This window comes from Kitasatospora sp. NPDC028961 (assembly GCF_055564815.1).
This window is the reverse complement of sequence record NZ_JBVHVO010000026.1, coordinates 59748-73760: the sequence shown is the minus strand read 5'-3', so window position 1 is coordinate 73760 and position 14013 is coordinate 59748. Positions and strand designations below refer to the sequence as shown.

The 14013-nt window shown below is 75.2% G+C and carries 12 protein-coding genes; 4 read left to right on the top strand and 8 right to left on the bottom strand.

The window, feature by feature from the left end; all coding sequences use genetic code 11:
* Positions 1 to 81: 81 nt before the first annotated feature.
* The 3 genes from ACZ4UX_RS30190 (at position 82) to ACZ4UX_RS30180 (ending at position 2490) form a co-directional block, all read left to right on the top strand.
* Complete coding sequence (locus ACZ4UX_RS30190) at positions 82 to 1401, top strand: aldehyde dehydrogenase family protein (RefSeq protein WP_465708963.1); 1320 nt, start codon at positions 82 to 84, stop codon at positions 1399 to 1401.
* Between the two features lie 321 nt (positions 1402 to 1722).
* A complete protein-coding gene (locus ACZ4UX_RS30185) occupies positions 1723 to 1926 on the top strand; it encodes a cold-shock protein (protein WP_042388274.1) in 204 nt (67 codons plus the stop codon).
* 201 nt (positions 1927 to 2127) lie between these two features.
* A complete protein-coding gene (locus ACZ4UX_RS30180) occupies positions 2128 to 2490 on the top strand; it encodes a hypothetical protein (protein WP_329491017.1) in 363 nt (120 codons plus the stop codon).
* A 49-nt stretch (positions 2491 to 2539) separates the two neighbouring features.
* Here the strand turns inward: ACZ4UX_RS30180 and ACZ4UX_RS30175 are convergent, their stop codons facing one another.
* From ACZ4UX_RS30175 to ACZ4UX_RS30155, 5 genes are all read right to left on the bottom strand, one after another.
* Entirely contained in the window at positions 2540 to 3694 is a 1155-nt protein-coding gene (locus tag ACZ4UX_RS30175) for a serine hydrolase domain-containing protein (protein WP_465708962.1), read from the bottom strand.
* A gap of 125 nt (positions 3695 to 3819) precedes the next feature.
* Positions 3820 to 4794 carry a DUF1648 domain-containing protein gene (locus ACZ4UX_RS30170; protein WP_465708961.1) on the bottom strand — a complete coding sequence of 325 codons (975 nt, stop codon included), beginning with the start codon at positions 4792 to 4794 and terminating at the stop codon, positions 3820 to 3822.
* On the bottom strand, positions 4791 to 5138 hold the full coding sequence (locus ACZ4UX_RS30165; protein WP_329491019.1) for a GntR family transcriptional regulator: 348 nt from the start codon (positions 5136 to 5138) through the stop codon (positions 4791 to 4793). Before ACZ4UX_RS30165 ends, ACZ4UX_RS30170 begins: the two co-directional genes overlap by 4 nt.
* A 145-nt stretch (positions 5139 to 5283) precedes the next feature.
* Positions 5284 to 7077: a glycoside hydrolase family 35 protein gene (locus tag ACZ4UX_RS30160; RefSeq protein WP_465708960.1), complete on the bottom strand. Its 1794-nt coding sequence runs from the start codon at positions 7075 to 7077 to the stop codon at positions 5284 to 5286.
* A gap of 160 nt (positions 7078 to 7237) precedes the next feature.
* Positions 7238 to 8197 carry a carbohydrate kinase family protein gene (locus tag ACZ4UX_RS30155; protein ID WP_465708959.1) on the bottom strand — a complete coding sequence of 320 codons (960 nt, stop codon included), beginning with the start codon at positions 8195 to 8197 and terminating at the stop codon, positions 7238 to 7240.
* 297 nt (positions 8198 to 8494) lie between these two features.
* Between ACZ4UX_RS30155 and ACZ4UX_RS30150 the strand changes: the two genes are divergently transcribed.
* A complete protein-coding gene (locus ACZ4UX_RS30150) occupies positions 8495 to 9898 on the top strand; it encodes an amidase (RefSeq protein WP_465708958.1) in 1404 nt (467 codons plus the stop codon).
* Positions 9899 to 9978: 80 nt separating this feature from the next.
* On the opposite strand, the gene ACZ4UX_RS30145 is transcribed toward ACZ4UX_RS30150, so the two are convergent.
* From ACZ4UX_RS30145 to ACZ4UX_RS30135, 3 genes are all read right to left on the bottom strand, one after another.
* Positions 9979 to 12021, bottom strand: coding sequence for an FUSC family protein (locus ACZ4UX_RS30145; RefSeq protein ID WP_465708957.1), 2043 nt, complete (start codon positions 12019 to 12021; stop codon positions 9979 to 9981).
* Between the two features lie 107 nt (positions 12022 to 12128).
* Complete coding sequence (locus tag ACZ4UX_RS30140; protein WP_465708956.1) at positions 12129 to 13451, bottom strand: MFS transporter; 1323 nt, start codon at positions 13449 to 13451, stop codon at positions 12129 to 12131.
* Positions 13448 to 13960, bottom strand: a complete 513-nt coding sequence (locus ACZ4UX_RS30135) for a helix-turn-helix domain-containing protein (protein ID WP_465708977.1) — start codon at positions 13958 to 13960, stop codon at positions 13448 to 13450. The genes ACZ4UX_RS30140 and ACZ4UX_RS30135 overlap by 4 nt, the downstream gene beginning before the upstream one ends.
* Positions 13961 to 14013: the final 53 nt, after the last annotated feature.

Sequence of the window (14013 nt, the reverse complement as noted above, 5' to 3'; positions counted from 1 at the left end):
AACCATCTCGGCCTACTGTCGACAGAAGCTTGATGTTGTCAACTATCAAGCGCTTCAAAATTTCCTGTCGGGAGTACTCTCATGAAGGCCATCACCGAATCCGATCCCGCCGCCGTCGTCGCCGGTCTGCGCGCCGCCTTCGCGAGCGGCCGGACCCGCCCGGTCGCCTGGCGCCGGGAGCAGCTGGGCGCCCTGCGCGCGCTGCTCACCGAGCGGAGCGAGGATTTCCTCGCGGCGCTCCACGCCGACCTCGGCAAGGGGCCCGCCGAGGCGTACCGCACGGAGATCGCCTTCACCCTCAACGAGCTCGACCACACCGTCCGGCACCTGGACGAGTGGCTGAGCCCGCGGCCGGCCGACGTCCCCGAGGCGTTCCGCCCGGCCACCGCCCGGGTGGTCCGGGAGCCGCTCGGCGTGGTGCTGGTGATCGCGCCCTGGAACTACCCGCTCCAGCTCGCCCTGGCCCCGGTGGTGGGCGCGCTGGCGGCCGGCAACGCCGTCCTCGTGAAGCCCAGCGAGCTGGCCCCCGCCACCTCCGCCGCGCTGGCCCGGCTGCTCCCGCGCTACCTCGACCCGGAGGCCGTCGCCGTCGTCGAGGGCGCCGTCCCGGAGACCACCGCCCTGCTGGAGCAGCGGTTCGACCACATCTTCTACACCGGCAACGGCGCGGTCGGCCGGATCGTGATGACCGCCGCCGCCCGCCACCTGACCCCGGTGACCCTGGAACTCGGCGGCAAGAGCCCGGTGGTGGTCGACCCGGGCACCGACCTGGAGGTCACCGCCCGGCGGCTGGCCGCCGGCAAGTTCCTCAACGCCGGCCAGACCTGCGTGGCCCCCGACTACGTCCTCGCCGTGGGCGGCACCGGCCCCGCGCTGGCCGGGCACCTGGCCGAGGCCGTCCGCGCGCTCTACGGCGAGGACCCGGCGGCTGATCCCGAGTACGGCCGGATCGTCAACACCCGCCACTTCGACCGCCTGGCCGCGCTGCTCGGCGACGGCCGCGTGGTCACCGGCGGCGGCCACGACCGGGCCACCCGCTTCATCGAGCCCACCGTGCTGGCCGACGTGGATCCGGACGCCCCGGTGATGCGCGAGGAGATCTTCGGCCCGGTGCTGCCGGTACTGGAGGTGGCCGATCTCGACGCGGCGATCGCCTTCGTCACCGCGCGGGAGAAGCCGCTCGCGCTCTACGCCTTCACGGAGTCGGAGACGACCAAGCGCCGGCTCGCCGAGGAGACCTCCTCCGGTGCCCTGGTCTTCGGCCTTCCGGTGTCCCATCTGGCCGTACCCGAACTGCCGTTCGGCGGCGTCGGGGAGAGTGGCATGGGCAACTACCACGGCGAGTACTCGCTGGCGACGTTCAGCCACACCAAGGCGGTGCTCGACAAGCCGCTGGGCTGAGCCCGGGGGCCCGTCCAGGGGCGCCGCCCGCCTCCCGGGGCGGGCGGCGCCCGCGTTCGGAAGCGCCCGCGCGCGGCCGGGCCGGACGGTGCCGGATGCCACCCCGCGGACGCGCCCGGAAAAGGACCCCGTTTCGCGCCCGCACCTGCTACAGTCGACGTCAGTTGCAGTTTTGGTTCCCATGAACTCTGTGTGCGCCTGCCGGTTGTAACCGCTGGCGCATTTTGTTTTCCCGGATTTTCCTCGGGTGGGCCTCATCGCGGCGACGCGGGACTTCGCGAGGTGCGAAGCTCCGGATTTGCCCTTTCAAGGAGAATTTTTATGGCTAATGGCACTGTGAAGTGGTTCAACGCGGAGAAGGGCTTCGGCTTCATCGAGCAGGAGGGTGGCGGCCCGGACGTCTTCGCCCACTACTCGAACATCAACGCCCAGGGCTTCCGTGAGCTGCTCGAGGGCCAGAAGGTCGAGTTCGACGTCACGCAGGGCCAGAAGGGCCCGCAGGCGGAGAACATTCGCCCCCTGTAGTACGCACCGCTGAGCGGCCCCGGCCGAACAGCACGGGCCTGCACTGCGCTTCGCGCACGGTGCAGGCCCTTCGGCGTTCCCGGGCGCGGGCCGGGCGGCCGTGGGCGCCCGCGGCCGCCCGGCGGCGCCGGGACCGGCCGGAGCGAAGCCGGCGGGCCGGGGACCCTGACTCCGCCGGGTCCGGTCCGTTAGCCTGGCGGTATGCCGAACCCGGATCCGTTGCTCATCAGTATCACCGCGATGGTGGAGTCGACGGGCAGTAATCAGATGCCGATCACCGTGGTCGTCCCCGGCGCAGTCATCACCGGGCGGCTCGCCGCCGAGACTGTCTGGCGGGAACGAGTCGCCGAAGTCCTGGAAGCGTCCGACCACCTCAAACCCTTCGCGCCGCTGTTCGCCGACGCGGTGACGGACGCCGACGCCCCGGTGACCCACCTGCACCTGCACCTCGCCAAGATCCTGCAGGGCAGCTTCGGCCTCCCGCACACCGGCGGGATGTACCGCATCGCGATCGACGACGTCAGCAGCTGGACCCTGGGGGACCTCAGCTACTCGGACCAGTGACGGCGGCGGGTGCCCGGCCGGCCGCGCAGGCCCGGCCGGGCACCCGTCCTCAGCGCACCGCCGCGGCGGCGCGGAGGACGGCCGCGGCCAGCGCGTGGTTCTCCGGCGCACCACCGCCTTCGGTGCCGAACCTGCGGCGGGTGTAGCCGTACGCCACTTTGCTGCGAGGATCGGCGAACGACTGGGCGCCCACCGCGCCGCTGTGTCCGAAGGCGTCCGGCCCCAGGAAGGGGTAGCGCGACCCCTGCGCCTCGAAGCCGAGGCCGAAGTGGTCGCGCTCACCGGTGACCAGGTCGACGCCGGTCGTCCGGACCGGGCCGAACTCGGCGATCGTCTCCGCCGTCAGCAGCGGCGGCCGGCCGCCGAGCCCGAAGGCGGCCGCCGCGTACATCGCCGCCAGCCCGCGGGCGCTGCCCACCCCGCCGGCGGAGGCCGGGCCGAGGGCGCGGACCGCGGGGGTGCCGGCGAACTCCACCAGGTCGGTGGGCGGGTCGGCGTTCAGGTTGAAGGCGATCCCGGTGAGGCTGTCCGGAGCGGGCGGCTCGCCGGCCGCCGCGCGCTGCTCCGGCGTGGGGCGGGCGGCCAGCACGGGCAGGTGGCGCGGCTCCAGACCGGCCGGCAGGCCGAAGTGGAAGTCGAGCCCGTACGGCGCCCGGACCTCCTCCTCGTAGAGCTCCTGGATGGACCGGCCGGTGCGGCGGCGGACCACCTCGCCAGTGAGCGCGGCGATGACGAAGGCGTGGTAGCCGTAGGCCGTCCCGGGCTCCCAGTAGGGCTTCTGACGGGCCAGCCGGGCGGCGATCCGCCGGTCGTCCGCCAACTCCTCGACGGTGAAGCCGCCGTCGACACCGATCAGTCCGGCCCGGTGCTCCAGTACCTGCCGCAGGGTGATCCCGGCCTTGCCCTCCGCCGCGAACTCCGGCCAGTGACGGGCCACTTCCTCGTCCAGGCCGAGCACGCCCCGCTGCACCAGCAGCGCCACCACCAGATGGGCGGCGCCCTTCGCCGAGGAGTAGAGGGAGAGCAGCGAGTCACCCGCCATGCCCTCGCCCGTCCAGAGGTCCACCACCCGGCGGCCGTCCAGATGGGCGGCCAGCTGGGCGCCGCCGTGGCCCGGATCGGTGGCCACGACGGCGGCGAACTCCGCGCGCACCCCCTCGAATCCCGGCGCCACGCTGCCATGGACGGTGGTACTGCTCGACATTGGTTCCCCCCGAGGTCGCACACCTGGTCAGGCCTTGATCATCGGCCTGTCGAAGCCTCAACCACCGCTGAGCCGGGCGCATTCCTGCCGGGCATGCGGTTCCTTCGGGGCCGGCCGGGGCGTGGTCATCTGTCGGCCCGCTGCGCCGCGAGGGTGTTGAGCAGGGCGGCGCCGCGCTCGGCGTCGTCGACGCTGACCGCGAACTCCGCGCCCGTGCGCGGGTGGACGACCAGGCACTCGCCGCGCCGGAGCATCACGGTGGTGCCCAGCCCGCTCAGCCGGTAGCCCCAGCCGCCGACCTGGGCGGGCGTCCGCTGTTCGACGCGGGCCGACTCGATGTCCTGGATCGGCCAGCGCCGGACCGGCCAGCCCGCCGGGCCGAAGGCCACCTCCAGCCCCTCGGGCGTCACCCGGGCCTGGACGGAGGAGCAGCCGAGCACCGCCGCGGCGCCGAGGGCCAGCGGGGCGATCGCCGCCCAGGGGGCGTCGATGAGCCCGCCGGCCGCGGCGATCGCCCCGGCCGCCGCGGCCAGACCGAACACGGCGGCGGTCAGCTGGAGCCAGGGGTTGGTCGTCCAGGAGAGCCAGACGAACCGCTCTCCCACGGGGACGTCGAGCACTGGTCCGCCGGCCGGGGCCGCGGCGGCCGTCGTACCGCGCCGGCCGACGAGCAGGCCCAGCAGGCCGGCGAGCAGCGCCGCGCCCAGGGTCAGGGCGACCGCGGCGCCGACCCCGTCGGCCTCGGCCCAGTCGGCGCGGTCCAGGTTGGCGTGCACGATGGCGGCCTGGGCGCCGGTCAGCAGGACGCCGGTGAAGAGCAGCGTCGCGCCGAACCAGGGGCGCGCCGGCAGGGTCGTGCGCCGGGTCAGCAGGGCGAGGACCAGCACCAGGACCGCCCAGATCAGGGCGGGGAAGAGCGGGACGGCCCAGCGGGGCAGCGAGCCGTCCGGGTGCCCGCCGTCGCCCCAGTGGGTGGCCACCCGCTCGGGCAGCCGCCCGGCGGCACTCAGCGGCAGGGCGACCAGCGCCGCCAGGACGCCGGCCACCCAGGCCGCCGCGCTCCAGCGCGCTCCACGATTCCGGTTCCCCCCACTGCTCACGGCAGCCTCCTGATCAGTTCGACGAGATCGGCCCGGCTGTACCCCAGGCGGGCCGCTTCGGCGACCAGTTCGGCCGCCTGCCGGGCCAGTTCGGCGCGCTGGCCGGCGCCGCCGGCGACGGTCACGCCGCGCCCCCGGCGGAACTCCAGCACGCCCTCGTCCCGGAGGGCCCGCAGGCCCCGCAGGACGGTGTTGGCGTTGACGCCGAGCGCGCGGGAGAGCTCCCGGGCGGGCGGCAGCCGGTCGCCCGGCGCGCACTCGCCCTCGGCGATCGCGCGCCGGATCGCACCCGCGACCTGCTCGTGCAGGGGGCGGTTGTCGGTGAGGTCCAGCTTGAGCAACATGGTGATATCGACAGTAGCACCATCTGGCGATGGTGCCATCGCCGGGGGGAGCGGCCGGACCGCCGCGTCCGCGCCGGCCGAGGCCGTTCGCGGGGCGGGGGCCCGCCGGGTTCCGGGCGCCGGGGGCTCGGCGCTCCGGGTGGCCTCAGTAGTCCGCGCTGGGCGCCGCCGCCGTGGGGCCGAGGTCCGGCGTGTCGCGGAGTTCGACCGCCTCCCCGTGGGTCTCCAGTTCGAGGACGACCAGCTCGTTGCGGCCGGCCCGCCAGAGCGGGGCCGGCGCGTAGAGGGTGCGCTGCGGGCCCTGCCGGGTGTAGCGGCCGAGCAGGAAGCCGTTCAGCCAGAGCAGGCCCCGGCCCCAGTCCGGGAGGGCGACGAAGGCGTCGGCGGGGGCGTCCAGCGCGGCCTCGAAGCGGTGGAAGACCGGGTCGCCGTCGGCGGCCGGCGCGGTGGCGTCACCGAAGGCGAGCGGGCCCAGGTCGTCGAGCGGGAGCGGGCGGATCTCCCAGTCGAAGAGGCGCTGGGAGCCGTGCGAGACGCCGCGGCCGATGCCCTTGCGGTCGTCCAGCTGAGGGCCGTAGTTCACCCGGCCGAGTGCCTCCACCAGGATGTCGAGCGCCGCGCCGGCCGGGCCGCTCTCCAGCGGCAGCGTCCCGCCGGGGGCATTGCGGTCCAGGACGCCGAGCGGCACGCCGTCGGCGAAGACGAGGGCCCGGTCGCCGATCCCGTCGATCCGCAGCGCCGCGGCCGGGCGGGGCCCGGGCACCCGGGTGCGGTAGTGGATCAGGCCGCGGGACTGGCCGACCCGCTCCATCGGCTCCGGCGTCGCGCTGCGGACCGGCGTGGACAGCGCGTCGAGGGAGGCCAGCAGGCGGGCACGGCCGGTCGGGCCTGCGAGCCGCTGCGGCGCGACGCGCGGGGCGGGCTCCGGCAGCGCCGCGTCCGGCAGTGGGGCGTACTTGGCGATGACGGACCGGAACGCGTGGAACTTGTCGGTCAGTTCACCCGCCTCGCCGATCGGCGCGTCGTAGTCGTAGCTGGTGGAGGTGGGCTCGTACCCGGCGTCGTACGGATGGGCGCCGAAGTGGTTGGCGCCCGACCAGAAGCCGAAGTTGGTGCCGCCGTGGGCCATGTAGAGGTTGACCGAGGCGCCGGTGGCGAGGAGTTCGTCGAGGGAGCGCGCGGACTCCCCGGCGTCGCGGACGTGGTGCGGCCCGCCGACCCGGTCGAACCAGCCGATCCAGAACTCCATCGCCGTCAGCGGGCCCTTGGGCTGGTGGCGGCGCAGGACGGCGAAGCGCTCGGCGGCCCGCGACCCGAAGGTGGCGGTGGCCAACTGGCCGGGGATCGCGCCGCCCTGCTGCATGGCGTCCTCGGCGCCGTCCGTGGTGAAGAGCAGGCAGTCCAGGCCCCGGCCGAGCAGGCCGTCGCGCAGGTGGGCCAGGTACCCGGCGTCGTCGCCGTAGCTGCCGTACTCGTTCTCGACCTGGACGGCGACCACCGGGCCGCCGCGGCTCGCCAGCAGCGGCAGGATCTCGGGCACCACGGCGTCGAACCAGCCGTCCACCTCGGCCAGGAAGGCCGGGTCGGCGCAGCGCAGCCGCACGCCGTCGGCGGCGAGCAGGCGGGCCGGGAGGCCGCCGAACTCCCACTCCGCGCAGATGTACGGGCCGGGGCGCAGGATCACGTCCAGGCCGTTCGCCCGCGCCAGTCCGGCGAACCGGGCGATGTCCCGCCAGCCGGTGAAGTCGAACTCGCCGGAGGACAGTTCGTGGAAGTTCCAGGGGACGTAGGTGTCGACGGTGTTGGCGCCCATCGCGCGCAGCCGGCGCAGGCGGTCGTCCCAGAGGTCGGGGTGGACGCGGAAGTAGTGCAGGGCGCCGGAGATGATCCGGTGCGGGGCGCCGGCGCGGCGGAACCCGGTGTCGTCGTAGTCGAGCAAGGGGGCCTGCCTTCGTGGGAACACGGTGGGATCGCGGAGTGATCGTGGTGTGCCGGGCGAGGGTCGAGGGGCCGACGGTCGGTGTACGGGTGATCTTCGGAGCCTACCCGGGGCGGCCGACGGGATGCCGGCGCACGGCCTGCCGGTGCGGGGCGTCGGGCTACGAGTCGGCCCGGTCCCGGAGGTCGGCGTGCCAGGGCGGGTTGGGGCCGGCGACCGAGCAGGTCAGGGCGGCCACCCGGGCGGCGAAGCGGCAGGCGTCGTGCACCTCCTCCGGGGTCAGCCCGTCGAGGCGGCCGCCGAGCCGGCCGATCCCGCCGAGGTGGTGCAGCAGGCCGCCGGTGAAGGCGTCGCCGGCGCCGATGGTGTCGACCACGGCGGTCCGCGGAGCGTCGACGGTCAGCCGCTCGCCGTCCAGCGAGGCCAGCGCGCCCCGGCCGCCCAGGGTGATCACGACCAGTCGGACACCGGCCAGGTGCCAGTCGTCGCAGGCGCGTTCGGGACTGACGCCGGGCAGCAGCAGGTCGAGGTCGTCCGCGCTGAGCCGCAGGATGTCGGCGGCCGCGCACCAGTGCGGGAGCCGGGACCGGTAGCGTGCCGGATCGACCAGCAGCGGACGCACGTTGGGGTCGATCGACACGGTCGGGCGGCCGGGGACCCGGGTCAGCAACTCCTCGACGCGGGGGCCGCCGGGCTCGCGGACCAGGGCGAGCGAGCCGGTGTGCAGACAGCCCACGCCGGCCAGCGGGAGGGCGCCGAGCTCGGCCGGCGTCCAGGCCCAGTCGGCGGTGCCCTCGGCGTGGAACGAGTAGCGGGCCTGGCCCAGTTCGTCCACGGTGGCGATGGCCAGGGTGCTGGGTTCGGTCGCCGTGACACTGCCGCCGAGGTCGACGCCGGAGGAGTCGAGGTGCTGTCGGAACAGCGCCCCGAAGGGGTCGGCGGAGATCCGGCCGAGGAAGCGGGTCGGGGTGCCCAGCCGGGCCAGCGCGACGGCGGTGTTGGCGGGGCCGCCGCCGGGCAGGACGCGCAGCGCGAGTTCGCCGGGGCGCCGCTCGGCGGAGGAGTCGGTGAACGCGTCGGCGACGCACTCGCCGAGTACGGCGACCGGGAGTCGGGTCATGGCGGACCGCCTTCGGGAGAGGGCTCGTTGGGTGCTGCCGGGCGTCCCGGGCGACACCGCAGGGGTGTTCCCGGGGCACCTCAGCGTACGGGGGGATGCCGCCGGGGCGGGAGCACCGAAGGCCCGCACGGCGTCGGGCGGGCGTTGCTCACGGCGTTGCTCACGGTGCGTCGGATCGGGTGGCCCGGTCGCCGGGCCCGCCCGCCCGGCCGTCCGGTGGGGTGTCCGGGCGGGCGGAGCACGCCTAGACTGCGGAACTCGCGCGGTATTACCGACCGGTAGGGATGGGGAGTTCGGATGGCCGAGGAGCGGGTCCACGCGTTCGGGGACGACGCGTTGGGGGAGCACGACGCGGTCGCACTGGCGGCGCTGGTACGGTCCGGCGAGGTCGCTCCCGGTGAGCTGGCCGCCGCCGCGGCGGCGCGCGCCGAGCGGGTCGACGCGGCGCTGGCACCCGTCGCGTTCGCGTCGTACGGGCAGCCGCGCAGCGCCCCGGCCGGTGGTGGGGCCCCGCTGTTCGGGGTCCCGAGCTACCTCAAGGACAACGTGGACCTGCGGGGGATGCCCACCGGGCAGGGCAGTTCGGCGTTCCGCGCCAAGCCGGCGCGGCGCGACGCCGGCTTCGCCGAGCAGTTCCTCAGTACCGGCCTGGCGGTGCTGGGCAAGACCAGGATGCCGGAGTTCGGCCTCAACGCCTCGACCGAGTTCGCCGAGGCTCGGCCGGTCCGCAACCCGTGGCGGACCTCGCACTCGCCGGGGGCCTCCTCCGGCGGCGCGGCCGCGCTGGTCGCGGCGGGCGTCGTGCCGATCGCGCACGCCAACGACGGCGGCGGGTCGATCCGCATACCGGCCGCCTGCTGCGGCCTGGTCGGCCTGAAGCCGACCCGCGGCCGGCTGGTCGCCAACGACCAGGGCCGCCGGCTGCCGATCGACCTGGTGACGGACGGTGTGGTGACGCGCTCCGTCCGGGACACCGCCGCCTTCTTCGCCGCCGCCGAACTCCACCACCGCAATCCGGCGCTGCCGCCGCTCGGACTGGTGGAGGGCCCGGGGGACCGGCCGCTGCGGGTCGGCCTGGTGGTGGACTCCCCGATCGCCGTCACCGACGGGCCGACCCGGCAGGCGGTCGAGCGGACGGCGGCGCGGCTGGAGGCGATGGGGCACAAGGTCACGCCCGCGACGCTGCCGTTCGGAGAGGACTTCTCCCGCGACTTCACGCTCTACTGGGGCTGCATCGCCTTCATGATCGCCACCACGGGACGGCTGCTCCTGGACCCGGGCTTCCAGGCGCGGAAGCTGGACGGTCTGACCACGGGGCTGCGGCGGCGCTTCCACCGGGAGTTCCTGCGCACGCCCGGCGTGCTGCGCCGGCTCCGGCAGGCGGAGGCGGCGTACGGCGGACTGTTCCGCGAGCACGACGTGATCCTCTCGCCGGTGCTGGCCCATGTCGCGCCGCCGATAGGGCACTTGAGCCCGAACGTGGCGTTCGACGAGCTGCTGGACCGGCTGGGCCGGTACGTGGCCTTCACCCCGGTGAACAACGTGACCGGCGGTCCCGGGATCTCGCTGCCCGCCGAGTCGGCCGGGAACGGGCTGCCGATCGGGGTGCACCTCTCGGCCGCGCACGGCCAGGAGCGGCTGCTGCTGGAGCTGGCGTTCGCGCTGGAGGCGGACCGGCCCTGGCAGCGGATCCAGGACTGAGCGCGGGGTCGGCAGGCGTCCCGCGTGGTGCGTGCTCAAGCCGGGCCGGGGGAGGTGTCCCGCGTGAGGGGGGCCGGTGCTCAGCCCGGGCCCGGGGAGGCGATCGCGCGGGCGGCCCGCACCTCCTGGCGCAGCGGCGCCAGCACGCCGTCCTCGGCGGACTCTCCGCCGGACTCCTCGCCGGTCTCCTCGCCGGTCTCCGGCCCGGTCTCTCCGCCGGTCCGCCCGGTGCCGGCGGCCGGATCGGACGGCGGAGGGGTCGCGGGTCGCGGAGCGTCGGCGCGCAGGGCCGCCGCGAGCTCGTCGAGCTCACGGGTGATGGTGGCGACCTCGGCCGCCGGTGGCGGGGGCACCCCGTGGTCGATCCGGACCCGGGTGGCGGTGGTGGCCTCCACGATCCGCTCGACGGCGATGACCAGCGGCCACCACGCGGCGGCCCGCGCCCCGGTGGGCGGGGGTTCGGTGAGCGCCCGCTGGAACTCCGACCGCACGGCGGACAGGTCGCGGTAGAGCCTGCGCCGGTGGCGCAGCCGGGCCGACTGGTCCCGGCCGGGGTCCGCGTCGAACGCCAGCCTGACGTAGGCCGCGGTGTCCGCCGCGGCGTCCGCGAGCCGGTCGCCGATCCGGGTGTGCCAGGACTCCAGCCAGAGCAGGTAGCCGGCGATCAGCGAGACCCCGCAGCCGATCAGCGAGTCGTAGAGCCGGGGCGCCACCAGCCGGAACCCCTGGTGGTTGAGCAGGTCGGAGAGGAGCAGGATGACCGGGGTGATCGCCGCGGTCTGGAAGGCGTAGCCCTTCGCGGAGAACGCCGGGATCAGCATCGCGAGCAGGGCGATGGTCGGCACGTCCCACCACCCGCGCGGCACCTCGGCGAGGACCGGGATGGCGATCAGCAGGCCGACCGCCGTGCCGAACGCCCGCAGCACGGCGCGCGAGAAGACCGAGCCGAAGTCGGGCTTCATCACGAAGGTGACGGTCAGTGCCACCCAGTACGAGCGGGGCACGGCGATCACCGAGACCAGCGTCTGGGCGACGCCGATGCACAGGGCCAGCCGCAGGCCGTAGCGCCAGGACGCCCCGGACAGCAGGGCCGCGCGGGCCGCGCGGCGGGCCCGGACGTGCAGCACGGCGGGGCGGCCGAGCCGGTCGGCCCCGCCGAACGGGTCCGGCGCGGGCTCCCCGGCGACGGCGGCCGCGTACCGCAGCGCCTGGTCGACGGCCCGCTCCGAGGGACCGGTCGGCGGTGGCAGGTCCAGCGTGTGCGGCTCGCCGGGCCGCCCCCGCTCGACGGTGTCGGCCAGGGCCCGGGCCGCCGCCTGGTAGGCGTCCGGCAGCGGGCCGAGCGAGGCCGGGCGCAGTTTCGCCGCCGAGGCGGCCTCCACGACCGGGATCACGGCGTTGAGCTGGGCGAGCAGCCGGGTGAGGCCGGGGGAGCGGCCGTGCCGGCGGGTGCGGTGGGCGAGCAGCAGGTCGTAGGACCGGTTGAGCGAGTGGGTGACGGCCAGGCGCCGTTCGTCGTGCGCCGGGGTGCCCGCCGCCCGGAGGAAGTCGGCGACGGTTCGGTACGTCTGCGCGACCGCCGTCCGCTCCGGGACGCCACCGCGCAGCGGCCAGGCGAACAGGGTGAGCGCGAGCACCACCAGGCCGCCGAGGAGGAGCAGCAGCGGCGGCTTCCACCAGGGCGCCGGCATCGGCAGGCCGGCCCCGACGACGGCGTTGAGCAGGAGCAGCAGCCCCGACACCGAGGCGACCGAACCGATCGAGGAGATCATGCCGGAGACCAGCGCGATCAGGGTGAGCACGACGACGGCGAGCCAGCCCTCCCCGTACACCAGGGTGCCGAGGGTGACGCCGACGGCGCCGAAGAGCTGGGGGACGGCGATGTTGTAGACCCGCATCCGGTAGGCGTCGGCGGTGTCGCCGATGACTCCGGAGAGCGCCCCCATGGAGGCCAGCGCGCCGTACTGGGGCTGCCCGGCCGCGAAACCGACGGCGAGCGGTGCGGAGAGGGCGACGGCGGCGCGGGCGACGGCCGCCCAGGGGATCGGCGCGGGGTGCGGGCGCAGGCCTGCGGTGAGCCAGCTGGGGGGTGCGAGCCGGCCGGCTCGTGCGCTCCGTGCCATACGAGAAACGTACGGCTCCGGGCCGGGGCGGGCCCGGTGTCGGCGCGCCGGACGGCTCGGTGTCGCGGCGCCGGGGGCGGGGTGCCGGGGGGCGGGGTGCCGCCCCGTCAGGTTCGGCCGACCGGGGTGGGGGAGGCGGCCGGGGTGGCCGGCGCGGCGGAGCCGTCCGGGAGGTCGCGCAGGTGGGGCAGCGGGGACAGCCAGAGGACGGCGGCGGCGAGCGGGACGGCGGCGGTGGCCAGCCACATCGCGGGCACCACCCCGACGGCGGAGGCGGTCGCGCCGCTGGCCAGGGCGCCGAGGGGGATGGCGCCGTAGTTGAGGAAGGAACCGCTCGCGCTGATCCGGCCGAGCACCCGGGCGGGGACGTGGCGCTGCTGGAAGGTGGCCCGGAGGACGTTCCCGGCGACGATGCCCGCCGAGACGGCGAAACCGCCGAGGACGTAGCAGGCGACACCGGCGCCCGGCCCGGTCAGCGGGATCAGCAGGGCCAGCATCGGCACCCAGAACAGGAAGAGCATCAGGGCGCGGGCGGTGCCGATCGCGGCTCCGACCCGGCGGGCGACGGCCGCGCCGAGGACGCCGCCGGCACCGGCGGCGCCGACCACCGCGCCGATCGCGCCCTCGGAGAGACGGGCCTGGTCGACCAGGAAGACGACCTGGATCGACTGGAAGGCCATCAGGGCCATGTTGGCCAGCGCCCCGTGGAGGGCGAAGGTGCGCAGCCAGACGTCGCCGGTGATCAGGCGCAGGCCCTCGGAGACCTCGCGCCGAAGGTTCGGGTGGGGGCTCGGGGCGGTGCCCGGGTGGTCGCCGCGGCGTGCCGCCGGGGCGGGCTCGCGGGTGCGGATGGCGGCGGTGGAGAGGAGCGAGAGGAGGAACGTGGCGGTGTTCGCGAGCAGGCTGTTGACCGGTCCGAAGGTCTGGGCGGCGGCGCCGCCGGCGCCGAGCCCGACGATCTGGGCGGCCGAGGCGCTGCCGTGCAGGGCGGCGTTCCCCTCGGCGCGGTCCGGTTCGGCGACGAGGGTGGGGAGGTAGGCGGTGTACGCGGTCTGGAAGAAGACCTCGGCGGCGCCGGTCGCCGTGGCGACCGCGAGGAGCTGGCCGGTGGTGAGGACGCCGAGCACGGCGGCGGCGGGGACGGTGAGGTGGAGCACCAGGGAGACGGCGGTGGAGACGAGCATGACCGTCCGTCGGCGCATCCGGTCGACCCAGGCGCCGGCCGGCAGGCCGATCAGCAACCAGGGCACCCACTTCGCGGCGACCAGCAGGGCGGCCTCGAAGGCGCCGGCGTGCAGGACGCCGACGGCGATCAGCGGTAACGACAGATTGGTGAGGGCGCCGCCGAACCTGCCGGCGACCTCGCCGGTGAAGAGAAGCCGGAAGTCCCGGTTGCGGCGGAGCAGCGAGCCGCGGGCGCCGGCGCTCATTCGGCACCGCGCGACGTACGGGGGAAGGACTGCAGCTGCACCACGACCGGCAGCGCGTCCGGCGCCGGGTCGGCGTCCGGGGCGGGGGTGTGGCGGCCGATCACCTCGAACAACTCCTCGTTGAGGGACTTAAGCTGAGGTGGCGTCAGGCGCAGGTTGGTCCAGTCCGCGATGGTGCCGGAGTTGCGCCAGTCGCCCGCCCAGTCCTCGCTGAGGTAGGAGGTGACGCGGTTGAAGTACTGCTGCACCAGCTCGTGCGTGTAGAGCGCGACCGCGCCCCGGCTGTCCGGGTCGTCCCGGAACTCGGCGGTGTTCAGCTCGTTGCGGACGGGGATCCGCCGCCACCAGCGCTCGCGCTTGGTGCCGCGTCCGGTGTCCTCCTCGATGAAGCCGTGCTCGGCGAGGTGGCGCAGGTGCCAGCTGACGGTGCCGGTGTTCTCGCCGAGCCGTTCGGCGAGCCGGGTGGCGGTGGCGGGACCGTCCAGCTTCAGCAGCTCGAAGATTCGCATCCGCAGCGGATGGGCCAGCCCGCGCAGGCTGCGGGCGTCCAGCCGGCGGAGCG